At 63.5% G+C, this 15,102-nt stretch carries 17 protein-coding genes; 4 read left to right on the forward strand and 13 right to left on the reverse strand.

Annotated features, from left to right (window positions below; translation table 11 throughout):
- A complete protein-coding gene (locus ACJYUO_RS07240; RefSeq protein WP_494344718.1) occupies positions 1-1,332 on the forward strand; it encodes a DUF5305 domain-containing protein in 1,332 nt (443 codons plus the stop codon).
- A 42-nt stretch (positions 1,333-1,374) separates the two neighbouring features.
- Here ACJYUO_RS07240 and ACJYUO_RS07245 read toward each other — a convergent pair whose 3' ends face one another.
- The 5 genes from ACJYUO_RS07245 to ACJYUO_RS07265 form a co-directional block, all read right to left on the reverse strand.
- Positions 1,375-1,809 (reverse strand): hypothetical protein, encoded by a 435-nt coding sequence (locus tag ACJYUO_RS07245; RefSeq protein WP_494344719.1) that lies wholly within the window; start codon positions 1,807-1,809, stop codon positions 1,375-1,377.
- Between the two features lie 86 nt (positions 1,810-1,895).
- Positions 1,896-3,179, reverse strand: a complete 1,284-nt coding sequence (locus ACJYUO_RS07250; protein WP_494344720.1) for an MBL fold metallo-hydrolase — start codon at positions 3,177-3,179, stop codon at positions 1,896-1,898.
- Between the two features lie 81 nt (positions 3,180-3,260).
- Entirely contained in the window at positions 3,261-3,680 is a 420-nt protein-coding gene (locus tag ACJYUO_RS07255) for an SHOCT domain-containing protein (protein ID WP_494344721.1), read from the reverse strand.
- 91 nt (positions 3,681-3,771) lie between these two features.
- Complete coding sequence (locus ACJYUO_RS07260) at positions 3,772-4,116, reverse strand: hypothetical protein (protein WP_494344722.1); 345 nt, start codon at positions 4,114-4,116, stop codon at positions 3,772-3,774.
- Between the two features lie 52 nt (positions 4,117-4,168).
- Complete coding sequence (locus ACJYUO_RS07265; protein WP_494344723.1) at positions 4,169-4,447, reverse strand: WNWW family protein; 279 nt, start codon at positions 4,445-4,447, stop codon at positions 4,169-4,171.
- Positions 4,448-4,791: 344 nt separating this feature from the next.
- Between ACJYUO_RS07265 and ACJYUO_RS07270 the strand changes: the two genes are divergently transcribed.
- Positions 4,792-5,187, forward strand: coding sequence for a 30S ribosomal protein S6e (locus ACJYUO_RS07270; protein WP_494344724.1), 396 nt, complete (start codon positions 4,792-4,794; stop codon positions 5,185-5,187).
- A gap of 30 nt (positions 5,188-5,217) precedes the next feature.
- Positions 5,218-5,655 carry a DUF7112 family protein gene (locus ACJYUO_RS07275; protein WP_494344725.1) on the forward strand — a complete coding sequence of 146 codons (438 nt, stop codon included), beginning with the start codon at positions 5,218-5,220 and terminating at the stop codon, positions 5,653-5,655.
- A gap of 163 nt (positions 5,656-5,818) precedes the next feature.
- Here the strand turns inward: ACJYUO_RS07275 and ACJYUO_RS07280 are convergent, their stop codons facing one another.
- Both ACJYUO_RS07280 and ACJYUO_RS07285 read right to left on the reverse strand, forming a co-directional pair.
- Entirely contained in the window at positions 5,819-6,319 is a 501-nt protein-coding gene (locus tag ACJYUO_RS07280; RefSeq protein ID WP_494344726.1) for a helix-turn-helix transcriptional regulator, read from the reverse strand.
- Positions 6,320-6,657: 338 nt separating this feature from the next.
- Complete coding sequence (locus tag ACJYUO_RS07285) at positions 6,658-7,122, reverse strand: FlaD/FlaE family flagellar protein (protein ID WP_494344727.1); 465 nt, start codon at positions 7,120-7,122, stop codon at positions 6,658-6,660.
- 273 nt (positions 7,123-7,395) lie between these two features.
- Between ACJYUO_RS07285 and ACJYUO_RS07290 the strand changes: the two genes are divergently transcribed.
- Positions 7,396-8,718 (forward strand): RNA-guided endonuclease InsQ/TnpB family protein, encoded by a 1,323-nt coding sequence (locus ACJYUO_RS07290; protein ID WP_494345383.1) that lies wholly within the window; start codon positions 7,396-7,398, stop codon positions 8,716-8,718.
- Between the two features lie 127 nt (positions 8,719-8,845).
- Here the strand turns inward: ACJYUO_RS07290 and arlJ are convergent, their stop codons facing one another.
- The 6 genes from arlJ to ACJYUO_RS07320 are packed head-to-tail and all read right to left on the reverse strand — an operon-like array spanning position 8,846 to position 15,040.
- Positions 8,846-10,573 (reverse strand): archaellar assembly protein ArlJ/FlaJ, encoded by a 1,728-nt coding sequence (gene arlJ, locus ACJYUO_RS07295; protein ID WP_494344728.1) that lies wholly within the window; start codon positions 10,571-10,573, stop codon positions 8,846-8,848.
- Between the two features lie 7 nt (positions 10,574-10,580).
- Positions 10,581-12,260, reverse strand: a complete 1,680-nt coding sequence (flaI, locus tag ACJYUO_RS07300) for an archaellum flagellar ATPase motor FlaI (RefSeq protein ID WP_494344729.1) — start codon at positions 12,258-12,260, stop codon at positions 10,581-10,583.
- On the reverse strand, positions 12,260-12,988 hold the full coding sequence (gene arlH, locus ACJYUO_RS07305; protein WP_494344730.1) for an archaellum protein ArlH: 729 nt from the start codon (positions 12,986-12,988) through the stop codon (positions 12,260-12,262). Before arlH ends, flaI begins: the two co-directional genes overlap by 1 nt.
- Positions 12,985-13,449, reverse strand: coding sequence for an archaellum stator protein ArlG (gene arlG / locus ACJYUO_RS07310; protein ID WP_494344731.1), 465 nt, complete (start codon positions 13,447-13,449; stop codon positions 12,985-12,987). The genes arlH and arlG overlap by 4 nt, the downstream gene beginning before the upstream one ends.
- Positions 13,450-13,451: 2 nt before the next feature.
- Positions 13,452-13,883, reverse strand: a complete 432-nt coding sequence (gene arlF, locus ACJYUO_RS07315) for an archaellum stator protein ArlF (protein ID WP_494344732.1) — start codon at positions 13,881-13,883, stop codon at positions 13,452-13,454.
- Between the two features lie 38 nt (positions 13,884-13,921).
- Positions 13,922-15,040, reverse strand: coding sequence for a FlaD/FlaE family flagellar protein (locus ACJYUO_RS07320; RefSeq protein ID WP_494344733.1), 1,119 nt, complete (start codon positions 15,038-15,040; stop codon positions 13,922-13,924).
- Between the last annotated feature and the right edge of the window lie 62 nt (positions 15,041-15,102).

The following is a 15,102-nucleotide window of genomic DNA, read 5'->3' on the forward strand; positions in this document are numbered from 1 at the left end:
ATGTCGACTCGAGCAACCGAATCTGACGATGCGGAAGCGAGCGCCGAGCGACGCGTGCGGCTCCGCGCCCGCTTGGCGGAGTATCGAACCGTGGCCGCGGTCGTCTTCGTGGTCCTGCTCGCGCTCGGCGGATGGGCCAGTTACGGTGCCTACGCGAATCCCGGCGAGGAGACGGTCCGGGACCGCGAGCCCGTGTGGACCGCGACGGGCGGGTTCTCTCACGGCGCGACGGTCACCGACCCGTCGCCGGTCCACGACGCCGGCACCGAACTCGAGAACGAGTCGCTGTACTACACGGCTGTAACGCCGACCCTCGATGGCGAGTTCGTCGGCGGCTACGAGGCCGAAACTGCCGAGAACGTCCGGGTTCGACTGCGGGTCGATGTCGTCTACCGCGCCGTCGACCCCGAGGACGGGACAGTCTACTGGAGCGAGCGGGAGCGCCTCGCCGCGACGACTGCCGAGAACGTCGCGCCGAGCGAGAGCCTCGTCGCGCAGTTCTCGCTTACCGTCCCCGATATCGAAGCGAAAATCGCGGAAATCGAACGGGAACTCGAGGCGGATCCGGGCGAGACGGAGATCGCACTCGAGTTCGAGCGCGAGATCGACGGCACCATCGCCGGCGAGCGGCGCACGGCCGCGGACAGCTACCGCGTGCCGATCGTTGCCGACTCGGGCACCTACCGACTCAAGGACGGGAACTCGTACGATGAGACGAAGGCGGAGTCCGTGACCGAAACCGTCCCCGCCTCGGTCGGCCCGGTACGGAGCGTCGGGGGCCCGCTGCTCGCGGCGCTCGGTCTCGGCGGGCTCGCGGGTCTCGCGGTCGTCTCGTACCGGGTTCCGGACCCGTCGGCAGCCGAGCGTGAGTGGCTCGCGTACCGCGACGACCGCGAGCGGTTCGGCGACGCGATCGCGACCGCGCCGCTGCCAGACGAAGCCCTCGAGGGGCCACGGGCGGATCTCGACTCGCTGTCGGCACTGGCCGAGTTCGGAATCGACCTCGAGGCGGCGATCGTCTTCGATCCCGAGCGGGAGCTGTACGTCGTCCGCGAAGGCGGCCTCGTCTACGTTTTCGAGCCGCCGGCGCTGCCGTCAGGCGTCGACGAGAGCGACGACCAGGACTCCGCTTCCGAGGCGTCCGAATCGGCGTCAGAGACCGAGACGGGCGCGGTCACGACCGAGGGGCCGGCGACGGCGTCGGCATCCGAGGCCGTCGCCGCGGCCGCGACTGAGGACGACGGGGAAGCGGAGCCGGAGGACGAAGATGCGGCTTCGACCACATCTGATGCCGACGGCAGTGACGAGTCGGTGGAGTGGCCCCTCTCGTGAGCGCCCGCTGCGGGGCCGTAGTCGAGGCCCATGGCCGGCCGCCTACTCTTCGCTTCGAGCGCGGTCGCGCAACTGCTGTTTCTGCTGGCGTTCGGTCACGTGATCGATGCCGTCGGCCAGTTCGTCCCGGACACGCGTCTCGAAGGCGTCGACGTCCTCGAGGAACTCGGTCGAGAACTCCTCGACGAGTTCGAACGTCCACTGGTCGCTGATCGCGCCCGCGGGGAGGTGGTCGTCCCGGAGGTCGTTGGCCCACTCTTCGTGGCCGGCCTCGCGCAGTTCCTCCTCAGCGTTGCTCATCCGGTCCATCGCGTGGCCGAGTTCGTGGTGGAACTCGAGGAGGGTGCCGTAAGCCCGATGGACGTGCTCGATTCCTAACTGGAGCTCGTGGAGCGCCGCCTGTTCGGCGTCGCTCAGTTCGAGCTCCGCAGGGTCGGTCTCGCGCTCGGGGCCGGCGTTCGAATCAGAGTCTGTCACGCACGCGATAACCACGACCTGCGGCAAAACCGTACCCGTTGAACGTGCCGGATCGGAGTCGCCGTCGCGCCCGTCTGGCTACCCGATCAGCACTCGATCCGCTCGCCCAGTTCGGGCGCGGCCGCGTCGTAGCCGTCCGCCCGCAGTTCCGCGGCGAACGCCTCACAGCGGTCGCCGTGATTGACGAGCACCCGCGCGTCTTCGTAGGCCTCGAGGAACGAGTATAACCCCTCGCGGTCCGCGTGCGCGGAGAAGTCGTACTGCTCGACCTGTGCGCTGACCGGCATCATCCGGCCGTCGATTTCGGCGCTCCCGGTCTCGAGCAAGTCGCGGCCGGGCGTCCCCTCGACCTGGTAGCCCGTCATGGCGATCTTGTTCGTCGGATGGGAGCGGATCGCGGGGACGTAGGTCATGGCTGGGCCGCCGTGGAGCATCCCGCTCGTGGTGACGATGACGGTGTTTTGTTCGGCGATCCGTTTGCGCTGGCCGTCGCGGCCGTCGACGAATCGAGCGTTGCCCTTCGCCCGGCGCAGCAGGTCCGGATCGCGCAGGAACTCGCGGTTTCGCTCGCGCAAGAAGAGTTCCGTTACATGCGTCCCCATTCCGTCCACGTAGCACTCGAGGTCGTACTCCTCGCAGAGACAGAGCACCTCCTGCGTGCGGCCGATGCCGAACGCGGGGACGACGACGGTGCCGCCCTCCCAGATCGTTGTACGAAGACTCTCGACGAACTCGCGTTCGATCTTTTCGCGCGGGGGGCGCGTCACGTCGGAGTAGGTGCTTTCACAGAGGACGACGTCAGCGTCGGGCCGCGCGGTGGTACCCGCCAGCAGCCGCTGTCCCTCGATGTGAAAGTCGCCGGTGTAGAGCAGTCGCGTCTCGCCGTCGTCATCGGACCGCGTCCGATTGCCCGCGGGACTCCGTCCCGCGCTGTCGACGAGGACGTGGGCGCTGCCGGGAACGTGGCCGGCGTCGAAGAAGGTGATCTCGTAGCCGGCGACCTCGAAGCTCTCCTCGTAACCGTGGGTTTCGGAGACTTCGGCGACGCGGGCAAGTTCCGCCTCGGTGAACGGGCAGTCGTAGCTGCCGCCGTGGAGTTTCAGCGTGTCGCGGGCGAGGACCATCGTGAGGTCGTAGGTCGGCGGCGTCCAGTGGATCGACGGCCGCGCGTCACCCGACAGGAGCGTCGGGATCGAGCCGACGTGATCCAGGTGGCCGTGACTGACGACGACGGCCTCGGGATCGACGTCGCCGATCGGGAACGCCGGCGGGTTCCCCGAGTCCATCCCGAAATCGAGCAGGAGCGTCTCGTCGATGTAGATCGCGCTCCGGCCGATTTCGCCGGCACCGCCTAGGAACTGAACGTCCATTATGACTCCCCTCGGGGCTCGCGTGGCTTGCCTCCGTTGGTTCCAGCCGACGGGTATCGGGGGCTTGCGGACAGCGCCAGCCTACCGATCGCGGAGCCGTCGCGTCTCGTTCGCAGTGGTGTGTGCGCCCGATCGGCCGCCCTCTGTTCGGCTCCGTCGCTCGTCCGCGAGGAGTCGCTCGAGTTCGCGTTCGAACTCCTCGTCCGCGAGTTCGCCGGCGACGTACCGGGAACGGAGGCGTTCCTCAGGATCGGGCTGGTCGGCCGGCTGTCGTTTCGAATCCGGCTCCTCGGTGGCGCTCGAGCGTCCGCTGAGTATCGAGAACAGTCCGACGACTGCCAACGCGAACAGGGCCATGATCGCGAGCGACACGATCACCGAGAGAACGGCCGCGACGACCGAGAGCGCGATCCCGACGATCGTTCCGACGACGCTCAGTACGATAAGCGCGAGCACGAGAACGCCGACCCCCTTCAGCAGGACGGAGCTGAGTCGTCCCATACCCACCCTTTGCCGGACGCGCACAAAAACTACGCGGCGACACCGGTCGGGTCACGAACCGTTTTCTTCGCGTCGACGGCTCGAGTCGCCGTTAGGAACTGTTCGAGTGTCGATCCTCCGCCCCGGCCGCCGGAATGCCGGCCCGTTCGGCCAGTCCGATGAGGTAGACATCGAGCAAGCAAATAAGCAGGATCGCAAGCGGCACGGCCACGTCGGTGTAGCTCACCGCGTCGAACTGCAGGGCCGTGACGACGAACGGATCGCCCGGGTCGAGCGCGCCCGACAGCGACCGCGCGCTCAGGAACGCGAGCGCGAGCCCGTAGCAGCCAAACCAGATCCCGCCGCGTTTCCACCGGCCGAGATAACAGTGGCCGAGCCCGGCGACGAGCGCGGACAGCGGATACGCCGGCCAGACGGGTCGCGACAGCTCACTCATAGGGCATCGTACGTCGCCCAAGACAATCTGTGTTGCCATCCGAATCGATCGGCTATTTCCGATACGCGCGGATCCCGAACCGGCCGTAGCCACCGTATGCAATCTCGAGCGACCCGATCCACCAGTTCCACCGCTCTGACGGGGTCCCCTCGGGAGCGTCCGCTAACTCCTCGAGGAGGAGATCGTTCGTCAGCGTCTCCCCCATATCGGCCTCGTACTGGCCGGAATCGGCGAGATCGACGGCCTGCCGAACGACTACCCGGGACTGCCCGCTGGTCCCGCCGAACTCCTTGCGCAAGCGCACCTCGAGTCGCCCGGGATCGATGAACACGATTCCTCGTAGGCGTTCGATCTACTTGACTGTTCGAGCAGACCCAATACGGCTGAATCCGATCGTAGTGGCCGGGAGGACGGCTCGAGCAACGCGAGAGCCGTCCGACCCGGGGAAGGGCAGGCAGTTCACCGAAACCCGCCGCGAGCGAACCCGGAGGGTGAGCGAGCGGGCCGACGACCGATGTGGAGACCCCGAAGGGGTCGAAACGGAGGGAGGAGTGCTTTTGATCGAAATTTTACCGAGGGACATCGCGCTCGCGGTGGTCGCGAGCGCGATAGACCGCAGCGTAAAATTTCGGCGGGATCGATGTTCTTTTGAGCGACGGCCGTCTTCCGTCGGGCATGGCAAGTTTCACTGTCGTTGTCGGCGACCCTGAGTCCGGGTCGTCCCACCAGCTCGAGGCGGAGGACCAAGACGCGAACCGATTCATCGGCAAGTCGATCGGCGACGAGGTCGACGGCGGATCGGTCGGTCTCGACGGCTACACGCTCGAGATCACCGGTGGCTCCGACGAGGCCGGCCGCCCGCTCAACGCCGAGGTCGCCGGACCGAACCTGAAAGAAGTCATGATGGCCGGCGAGCAGACGGGCTACAAGCCGTCCCGCGACGGCGAGCGCCGCCGAATCACCGTCCGCGGCCGCGAGATTTCCGACGCCGTCGCACAGGTCAACGCCTCAATCACCGAGCGCGGTAGCACCGACGTCGACGAACTGCTCGGCGACGCCGACGACGAGTAAGCAGCGTCGATTTCATTCCGATTCGTTTTCATGTCAGACAGAATTGCGAGCGACCACCCCGCTGTAGACACGGTTCGAGCGACGTGTACGGAGACGCCGACGGGGGTCAAACTCGAGGTGCCGGCCGACGATTGCGACCAGTTCCCGACCGACGAGGTCGTCCGCGTCTCGCTTGACGGCGAGGAACGCTTCGCACGGGTCGAACGCGCGCTGACGGGCGACGAGCTGTCGATTCCGGGTATTTATGACACGCCGGATCTGGCGCGAGACCCCAGCGGCGCGACCGACCGGTTGACCGAGTGGACCGACGACCACGACGTGCCGGCGGGCGGCTCGGTGTTGATCGACGTCGTCGAACCGGAGTTCCTCTACGGCTGTCGCGCGCCCGGCGAGACGGCGTACTACGACGCCCGCGAACCGCCAAGCGAGAGCCTGAGCGAGATCGCGAACGATCTCGAGGAGTCCTAACCACAGGGGAACCGACAACGACGATCGAGCGGTCACCGATGGCGGCTCAGACCGGATCGCCGTCCGAAGAGCGGCTGCGATCGCGGTTCTTACGCTACACTCTCGTATCCGGACAGCGATCGCTCTCTCGAGGGAGTATTGACGAAACGAAAATACAGCTAGCTCAGAGTCGGGGCAGGAAGGCGTACAACAGGAGTCCGAAGGCAAGATGCTGGACCATCGTTCGCTCGACGGTCGCGCGAACGTACTCCTCGTCATCGATTGAGTACTCCTTGGTTCGCACCTTGGCGTGCATCGAGAGCACGTCCTCTTCCTCTAAGTTGTGCAGGCTCGGGTAGACGGTCCCCGGGCTGAGCTGTGCACCGAAGAGGTGGGTCAGGTCCGAGAGGAGCTCCTTGCCGTGGGTCTCCTCGTGGAGCGCGATGAGCATCAGGAGGATTTCGTCCAAGTTCTCCTTGATGATGGCCTCGTCGAACTGGACCTCGTCGGTCGGGAGCGCGCTGTTTACTTGCTCCATCAGCTCGTCGAGTTCGCGTTCGATGTCTTTCGTCCCGTCGTCGGTCGATCCGAGGGAGATATCGTACGATTCCGACTGGTTGTCCGCAGTCGCCGCCCTCGACAGTTCGTCGAGCACGGATTCGGTGTTGGATGTGTCCTCACGCATTGACGATCACCAGATGGGGGTGTCGTGAGCGTCCCGGTTGGAGCCACCGGTCACGCAAACCGGCAAGCGATCGAAGACGGAACGGGTTCACGAGTACTGTGTCCCTGACGCCGGGAGGTATTAAGGGACAGGGAGCCGAACGATCTTGTTTTCCTATAAATCAAAACATCGTGAATAACATAATAACTGATTAGTGGACGACTCGTATCGTGATCGCCGGGACCGTCGGAAAAAAGCAGACAAATGACGATATATGCAGAATTTGTTTTGGATATTTCCACTTCTGGGCTCGAGAAAACCACCTTGATAACTGTTGTGGCCAGTTGCCGGATAAACGGTCAGTACGATGACGGGCCGTCGCGGATAATGCTGACCATCTCGTTCGGTTCGTCGGCGTCCGCGTCGTCCTCGTCGTCGATCCGCCGTTCGACTCGCCGTTCGGCCATCCGGGCGATCATCACGTGTTCCTCGAGGTCGTCGCCTCGGATCTTCGAGATGTATTCGAGGCTCTGGGCGTGTGCACTAAAGAGCGTCCCGCTCAGGGACTCGAGGGGGTACTCGAGCGTTGTCGGTTCGTCGTAGCGTTTGTTGTGAATCTCGCCGAGCGAGAGCCCGCGCAGGTAGGAGGTCATCTGCTCGCGGACGAGCGGGCTGATCCAGCCCAGATCCTCGTAGTAGCGCAGGCAATTTAACGCGCCCGTCGTCCCGAAGGTCTCGCCGAGAAAGCGCGCCCACTGGATGGTGGCGTCGGTTCGCCCGGCCGATCGTTCGAGCGTCTCGAGATAGGGCTGTGAGTCTGACATGTGTAGCCGGCGTCGCCGGTCTATTGCTATTTCAACCGTGGAACGGTCAAGAAGATTCGCGTCATTACGAGCGATGAGTCGCCAACGGAAACGGCTGCCGTGACGGCGAACCGAATTATACAGAATCGAGGAGAATACCCGCGCCTTTAGGCGCGGGATGAGTCCGACAACTCCTCCACAACCCACCGTCGATGGCAGGGTCGGATATTCCACCGTTCTCAAACCGAACCTTTACAAGAGAAGCAAGTATAAGTGGTTATACAGACGTTCAGAATGCTGGAAGTCCATCGCACCCACCGAGCCAAAATCCTCAACCACAGTCAGGTAGAGGACTCGCTCGACTGGCATGGATGGTCGGCCAGCAAACTCTGGAACGTCGCCAACTACCACTCCCGAGAAGTCTGGGAGGAAACGGGCGAGATACCCGACCACGGAGACCTCAAAGACGAGTTGAAAGGTCACAACAAGTACAAGGGACTGCATAGTCAGTCCAGTCAGCGCGTTCTGGAGGAACTCGCTGAAGCCTTCAACTCGTGGTACGGGAAGAGGAAATCTGACAGTCGAGCGAATCCGCCCGGCTACCGCAAGAAAAACTACTACGACTCGGAAGGCCGTCGCGTCCACGAAGAACACCCTCGGTCAACGGTGACGTGGAAGCAGAACGGCATCCGCCACGACGCCACGAACAACCGCGTTCGTCTGTCGAAGGGCGCGAACCACAAGGAACACCCGAAAGCGTGGGAATACATCCTTGTCGAATACGAGACACGCCCCGGCGTCACGGTCGAGAACCTACAGCAAGTCAGAGCAGTCTACGACAAGGCGAAACAGCGGTGGGAACTGCACCTCGTCTGCAAAGACGAGATCGAGACACCCACCGTACCCGGCAACGAGACGGCTGGTATCGACCTCGGTATCTGTAATTTTGCTGCTGTTTCGTACAGTACGGAGGAAGCCGACCTCTACCCCGGCAATCGCCTGAAACAGGACGGATACTACTTCCCGAAAGAAATCGCCAAGTGCGATGATTCTGGTGGTGAACGGGCCACTCGACTCCACGCGAAGTGGTCGGAGCGTCGCACACACTTCTTCCATAGCCTCGCTAAACACATCGTCCAGCGATGTATCGAGAACAGTGTTGGGCGTATCAACGTCGGGGAACTCGCTGGTGTCCGCGAAGACGAAAACGGTGACTCAAAGAACTGGGGCAAGCACGGGAACCTCGACCTGCACGGATGGGCGTTCGATAAGTTCTCAAACATCCTCGAATACAAGGCGAAAGTCGAGGGAATCGAAGTCGTAGAAGTCTCAGAGCGCGACACGAGTAAGACGTGTTGTGTATGTGGTAGGACGGACGATAGTCAGCGTATCGAACGGGGCTTGTACGTGTGTGAGGAACACGACGATGCGTTCAACGCTGATGTGAACGGGGCGGAGAACATCCGTCTCAACATCAACAACGAAAGTAACTCCGAGTCTACACCCGATTTGGGTGGAGATAGGAGTACCGGCTGGTTGGCACAGCCCGAAGTCTACCTTCATGACCTCTCCCAAGGATTCCAACCTCGGGTAGAGGTGGTAGACTGCAAACCATAATATCCCAACTCAGCGGTGCGGTGCCGTGGGATTCTCGCGTCTTCAGGCGCGGGAGGATGTCAACGCCGGTGCTCGAGTCGGCGTTCGGAGTCCAGCACGGAAGCGATTCGAACCCACACCACCCGTCTCAGACGCTGATGACGACGTTGACCACGTACTGCGTGATGACGGCGATGATGGCACCGAGCCACGTCATGATGACGAAATGGACCAGGGCGCTGATCATGTGACCGCGGTCGGTGATACGAATCATGACTGCCGAGAGCGCGGCGTTGATGAGAATCGTCAGGATCAGCAGGTACTCGATGGTCTGAATGTTGTACTGTTCGGTACTGAGCAGGCTCCCGGCGACGTCGCTCTGTTCCTGTAAGTTCATCTCGCTCGTGATGTTCATCATGATCTCGACGACCTCGAGGCCGACGAAAAACGAGAAGACGGCGGCGGCGGTGATACCGTAGAGCACACCGATCAGCGTCATTGTCGCCTGCTGGCGTTGCTCGCGGACTTTGAGGACCTCGTTCTGATTCTCGCTGATGACTTGGCCGAGCACCTGCGGGTCACCGCCCATCTGGCGACCGACGACGTACATGTCGCCGAACTTCTGGATGAGGTAGGAGCCGGTTTCGGCGGCGAACAGCCGCCACGAGCGGATGTCGTCGATCCGCATGTTGAGCCGCTTGTAGAGCGCGTCGACGTTGTCGGTCAGGGCCCCGAAGTCCTTGCGCCGCAGGCTCTCCAAGACGCTGCCGGTCGAGGTCTGTTTGACGCTCTCGACGGCCCCGAGAGCGCGGATAAAACTAGGGAACTCCCCGTCGCGGACCTTGACTTTCTGTTCCTCTTGGCGCATCCGCCAGCCGGGAAGCAACAGCGGCGTGACGGGGATCGCGGCCATGATCGGCAGCGGAACGCGGTTTGCGATGGGTGGAACGAACCCGAGCGCGGCGAGGACCATGACGATCGCGAGGACGACGCTACACCCGATCCCGATCGCGAGCGCCCGCGGGATTCGAGTCAGCGGGCCGGTCCCTTCGGTCTCCTCGATGTACCAGATGGGGTCGTAGGGCGAGACCACGTGGATCGCGTAGACGAAGGCCACTTGGACGATCGAGAACATGACGATGGTGCCGCCGATCAGCACCGTCGGATTCGTCCCGATCAGGATCGGCAGGACGATCGCGAACACGAGGATAAACGCCACCGACAGCATCATCGACATGTACAGCTCCTTCATCACGTCGAGCTTTGCGAGGTCGGCCTCGTAGCGGGTGACGAACTGCTGGATGATCGTGTCCTGTTCGTCCATCAGGAACTCGCTGATCTGCTGGCCGCCGCCGACCGTATAGGCGAGTCGCTCCAAGAAGTCCGTCAGGAGCGGGCTCGTGGTCTGTTTGGCGCGCAGCCGGCAGGCATCGTCTAAGCTCTGGTTCCACGTGTCGACCATCGCCACGAGATGCCCCATCTCCTCGGCGAGGGCATCGTACTCGTCTTCCTCAGCCAGCGTCCGGAAGATCTCGACCCGGTTGATGTTCGTCATCGAGAGGACCGTGATATGGGTCAAGAAGAGGTGAAAGCGCTGGCGGACCTGCTTGCGCTTGCGGTCTTGGGCCAGTTTGGGGTAGATGATCGCGACGACCATCGCCAACAGCCCCAAGAGGACGACCGGGAGCCCGAGCATCAACGAGAGCCCGAGGGCGAGGACCGCCACTCCCGAGCCCAGGAAGAACACGAACGCCGGCGCGATAATGAGTAGGAGGTACCGCGAGGCGGACATCTCCATGTTCGCGTACGCCATGTTGAGCGACTCGAGGGCCGATCGAGCGCTCATATCGGGCGCGGACTGGGAGTCGGTCGACATGGTAATCTCAGGCGAACTGATCGATGCCGCTGATCCGGATGGGCAGCCCCTCGAGGCCGTCCCGTTGGAAATCGGCGATCGCGTCGTTGACCTCGTGGTAGCCGAGCACGTCGGCGTCGATGAGCTGGCGGATGATCTCCGCTCGGCGGTCGAGTTCGTCGTAGATCTTCCGGGTGTCCTCGTAGCCAAGCAGCGTCGCGATCTGCTCCTCGAGGACGAAGGAGTTGTTGCGGCCGGTGAATGCGACCTCGTCGTCGCGGGGGTCCCACTTGAACGCCTGGCGGGTGACGACGCCGCCCTCGTAGTCGGAGTAGCCCTCGATCTCTTGGACCGAGGTCACCCGCCGGAGGACGTCATCGCCCTGTTTGACCCGGTTCTGGAACAGCGCGACGTCGCAGTTGTCCATGAACGTCTCGGGGACGTTGATCGGTGCGCCGGTAAAGCGCTGAATCATCGAGACGATGTCGCTGGCGTGGAACGTCAGCATGACCGGGTGGCCGGTCTGGGCGGCCTGAAACGCCATCTGACCCTCCGCCCCGCGGACCTCACCCACGACGATGTAGTCGGGACGGGACCGCAGTGCGGCGGCGACCAGATCGAACATGTCCACGTCGGCCGACTCGTCGCCCGACCCCTCGCGGGTGAGCAGTTGCTGCCAGGTGTTGTGCGGCGGGATGACCTCCGCGGTGTCTTCGGCCGTGTAGATCTTCGCGTCCCGCGGGATAAACGAGAGCGCGGCGTTCAGCGTCGTTGTCTTCCCCGAGGCCGTCTCGCCGACGACGAAGACGGTCTGTTCGTTCTCGAGGCAGAGCCAGAGGTACGCGGCCAGTTCCGGGCTCAGGGTCCCCCACTTCGTGATCTGGAAGACCGACAGTGGGATCTCCTCGCCCTGCCGGATGGTCAGCGAGGGTCCCTGCACCGAGACGTCGTCGGAGTAGATGATGTTGATACGCGAGCCGTCGGGCAGGGTCGCGTCGATCACGGGATCGGAGTCGCTGACCGGGTGGTTCATCCGCTCGCCCATGTTGCGCAGCCACTGCTCGAACTCTTCGGGCGTGCCGAAGTCGACCGTCGCCGAGATCATCCCGTAGGTGCCGTGATCGAGGTAACACTGCTTCGGCCCGATCACGTGGATGTCCTCGTTTGCCGTATCGACCATCACCGGTTCCAGCGGGCCGAGCCCGACGATGTCGCGCTGGAGCTGGTATCGCAGTCGGGTGAACTGGTTGCTCGAGAGTGCGATCTTGCTCGTCCCGAAGGACTTGAGCCGGCCGATCGATTGCCCGGTGATCCCGGACGTGACCTCGACGACCTCGTCTAGGAGTTCGTCTAAATGCTCCTCGAACTCCTCGTCGTTGCCCGGTGCCGGCCGGGTGACGCTCTTGTCGAGGATCCGCTGTCGAATGCGGTTGTACAGCGCCTTGTCCTCGTCCTCGAGGGTCGGCTCGACGCAGTAGTAGGTGGTGTCGATCCCCAGATCGCCGTGGACGTGACAGAAGATCGGTGCCTCGGCCTCGTAGATGACGTTGGGCCGATCCGACTCCCACTCACCGCTTGGCTCGTCGATGAGCTTTGGGTACTCGCCGTACTCCTCGTTGAACCACTCGAGGTGTTCCCGGAGGTGGGAATACTCGTCGGCCAGCCCGTCGAGTTCGCTCTCGAGTCGAGCGGTGCCGAAGTCGGACATTAGGCCACCGTCCTGCTGACGATCGAGAGCCCGCGGCCCTGCTGGACGCTGAAGCCGATGGAGTCGTCGACCGGGTTCTTCATGTTCTGGAACCGCCGGACCAGGATCTTCCGTCTGATCTCCTGGCCGACCGTGTTCGTCTCGATTTCGAGGTAGATGTCGGCGACGTTTCGCAGCGGTCGCAGTGCGTCGTCGCGGACGCTCGTCGGATCGACGGTCAGGACGACGGACTTGTCCCGCATGGTCACCTGCCGCAGGAACGTGACGAGCCGCTGGATGACGTGGTCCTCGTCGCCCTCGTTGATGACCGCCTCGTAGTTCGGATCGTTCCGCAGGAGCGACGACAGCGTATCCACGAAGACGACGTCAGCCTTCCAGAGCGTCTTCGCGCTCGCGAGGCGACCCAACAGTTGCCGTTCCTGTCCCTCGTTGCGAGTGTCGACGTTCGCGTGCAGGAACAGCAACTGCTCGTCCAACAGCAGATCGACCACGTCGTAGGACAGCGAGTTCATCTGCTGGACGAACTCCCACGACTTCAGCTCCGTCGAGACGTACGTGACGTAGGCGTCTTCGGTCGCCATCCCGTAGGAAAACCGCTGGGAGAGCGCGCTCTTGCCCGCGCCGTCTTGGCCTTCGATGAGGACGATACTCCCCGCTGGGATCCCGCCGCCGATGGCGTTATTCACGCGATCCCGCCCGGTCAGTCCGATGGAGTGGTACTCTGTCATGAGACGTAGAATTCGAACACCTCTTCCGCGCCGTTGACCGTCACCTGCACCCGGTGTTCCTCGCTGGTCGCGAGCGACCGATCGATCTCGAGTGCGGCGACCGTGCCCCGTCGCCACGGACCGCCGCCGTCTTGGACCGTGACCGTCACCGCCCCGCTCGAGACGTACGAGCCGTTGACTAACACGTCGAGTCCGGTCCCGTCGTCGGAAAGGGTCTTCTGGCCGGTGTTTTTCACGAGGATCGTAACGTTCTCCGCGCCGTCAGCGTTGTACACGGCATCGCTCCCCGGATCGCTGATGATCTCGATGTCGGTATCGATCTTGTCCGTCACGTCGGAACTCTGTGCATCGACCGAGTTGCTGAGTTCGTTGACGTTGGTCACCAGCGTCCCGGCGACGCCGGCCGCGACCAACATCGCGGCGATGAACAGGATCAGCGTCGAGACGGAGTCACCCGCCATGGTTACCGCACCACCGTCTCAGCGATTCCGTGTTCGGTCACGAGTTTTACTCTGCTCGGGTCGGTCGAGACCGTGATGGTCAGCGTTTCGCCGGGCTGCCATAGCTCGCGGTCGGTGTCCCCGCCAACGCTCGTTTCGTAGGAACTCCGGCTTTGATAATCGCCGTCGATCAAAAGATCCGTCTCGGCGACCGAAAGCGTCGTCGAGCCGGTGTTAGTCACGTCCATGATGAACTCCTCGTTCCCGCTCTGATTGTAGCCCTGTGAGTCGATCTCGATCGCCGTGTTTCGCATCTCGAGGCTCCGATCGTCGCGGTCGTCGATCGCCGCCGACCGGTTCTCGTGGGCCGTCTGGAACACGGGGTAGGCGATCCCCGCGGCGACGAGGACCCCGACGAAGATGATCGCCGTCGCGCCGCTGGTACTGAATCCCACGTCGGATCACCGCCCTCCGTCGTCGGCTCGGCGCACGGCTACGTCCCCGTCTCGGCGTCCGGTTCGATCTCCCGTTTGGTCTCGTGGATCTCCTGGAGCTTCATGATGTACGTGTAGCTGTCGGCGTGATCCTCGGCGGTCAGTTCCTCCGGCGTCGACCCCGGATCGACGTGAATGTCGAGATCCGGGCCGCTGAGCATCGCCTCGAGGTGGTCTCTGACCTCTTCGTCGATCCAGCCGATCTCGCTGTAGTACGAGATCGCGCGCAGCGTCGCGGCCGGCCCGGCGGTCCGGACCAGATCGGTCAGCCACTCGAGGACGATGATATCCGTTGCGTACGTGTCCGCGAGCGTCTCGAGGGTGACGTCGGAGCCGTCCCCGTCGTTCCCGTCGCCCTCGTCTGCGTCGTCGTCCGGCCCGTCGACGCTCTCTGTGGCCTGCACTTCGACAGTGGTGTCGTCAGCGTCCGCATCGCCGTCGCTGCCCTCGTCGAAGGTGATCGTCTCGCCATTGCCGTCACCGTCGGACCGGTCGGACTGTGCCGCGTCCTCGATGACGCCTTTGAGATCGTCGAACGAGACCGTCTCTTCTGCACTCTGCGTGCCGCCGTCTGCGACGCCGACGCCGCTCCGCGTCGGCTCCTCGGGCGGCGACTCGTCTTCGCCGAAGACGCCGAACCCGTTCCGTTCCTCGCCGGCTCCCGTAAACGGGTTCACGTCGTCGGTCAACATATCGTAGACCCCGAGCAGCTGGCGGACCGTGTCGTTCATCTCCTCGACGCGATCCGCGACCTGCTGTTGGGAGTCCTGGACCGTCCCCAACTCCGAACTCTTGTCCTCGAGTTGCTCCTCGAGTTCGTCGAGTCGGTAGTAGAGGTCGTCGAGTTCCTCCTCGTCGGCCGACGAGGAACCGCGGCCGAACAGTCCGCCGCTACCGCCGCCACCGCCATCGTTGCCGCCCGAATCGGGCTCGGACTCGACGCCTTCGTCACTGTCCGCGCCGTCCGTCGACGATTCGGTCTGTCCGTCGCCTGCTGTCTCCTCGAACGGATCGTCTCCCTGTTGACGCTGTTGCTCGCGCTCGCGCCCGCGGCGGCCGCCGCTATCGCTGAGGAAGTCTTCGATGAAGTTCCGAATGGAATCGAGTCCGAACTCCATCTACTCCCCCCACGAGCGCGTACTTCGACGGCTCGCCGCGCTCGAGCGCCCTCGGCGGCGAT

Source organism: Natrinema sp. CRL1 (assembly GCF_059162405.1).

What these genes read in the sequence shown, in the direction of transcription:
- ACJYUO_RS07275 (WP_494344725.1), top strand. Translation starts at nt 5,218, where the DNA reads ATGTCAGACAGAATTGCGAGCGACCACCCCGCTGTAGACACGGTTCGA.
- ACJYUO_RS07320 (WP_494344733.1), bottom strand. Translation starts at nt 15,040, where the DNA reads ATGGAGTTCGGACTCGATTCCATTCGGAACTTCATCGAAGACTTCCTC.
- arlH (WP_494344730.1), bottom strand. Translation starts at nt 12,988, where the DNA reads ATGACAGAGTACCACTCCATCGGACTGACCGGGCGGGATCGCGTGAAT.
- flaI (WP_494344729.1), bottom strand. Translation starts at nt 12,260, where the DNA reads ATGTCCGACTTCGGCACCGCTCGACTCGAGAGCGAACTCGACGGGCTG.
- ACJYUO_RS07240 (WP_494344718.1), top strand. Translation starts at nt 1, where the DNA reads ATGTCGACTCGAGCAACCGAATCTGACGATGCGGAAGCGAGCGCCGAG.
- ACJYUO_RS07270 (WP_494344724.1), top strand. Translation starts at nt 4,792, where the DNA reads ATGGCAAGTTTCACTGTCGTTGTCGGCGACCCTGAGTCCGGGTCGTCC.
- ACJYUO_RS07255 (WP_494344721.1), bottom strand. Translation starts at nt 3,680, where the DNA reads ATGGGACGACTCAGCTCCGTCCTGCTGAAGGGGGTCGGCGTTCTCGTG.
- ACJYUO_RS07290 (WP_494345383.1), top strand. Translation starts at nt 7,396, where the DNA reads ATGCTGGAAGTCCATCGCACCCACCGAGCCAAAATCCTCAACCACAGT.
- arlJ (WP_494344728.1), bottom strand. Translation starts at nt 10,573, where the DNA reads ATGTCGACCGACTCCCAGTCCGCGCCCGATATGAGCGCTCGATCGGCC.
- ACJYUO_RS07260 (WP_494344722.1), bottom strand. Translation starts at nt 4,116, where the DNA reads ATGAGTGAGCTGTCGCGACCCGTCTGGCCGGCGTATCCGCTGTCCGCG.
- ACJYUO_RS07285 (WP_494344727.1), bottom strand. Translation starts at nt 7,122, where the DNA reads ATGTCAGACTCACAGCCCTATCTCGAGACGCTCGAACGATCGGCCGGG.
- ACJYUO_RS07250 (WP_494344720.1), bottom strand. Translation starts at nt 3,179, where the DNA reads ATGGACGTTCAGTTCCTAGGCGGTGCCGGCGAAATCGGCCGGAGCGCG.
- arlG (WP_494344731.1), bottom strand. Translation starts at nt 13,449, where the DNA reads ATGGCGGGTGACTCCGTCTCGACGCTGATCCTGTTCATCGCCGCGATG.
- ACJYUO_RS07280 (WP_494344726.1), bottom strand. Translation starts at nt 6,319, where the DNA reads ATGCGTGAGGACACATCCAACACCGAATCCGTGCTCGACGAACTGTCG.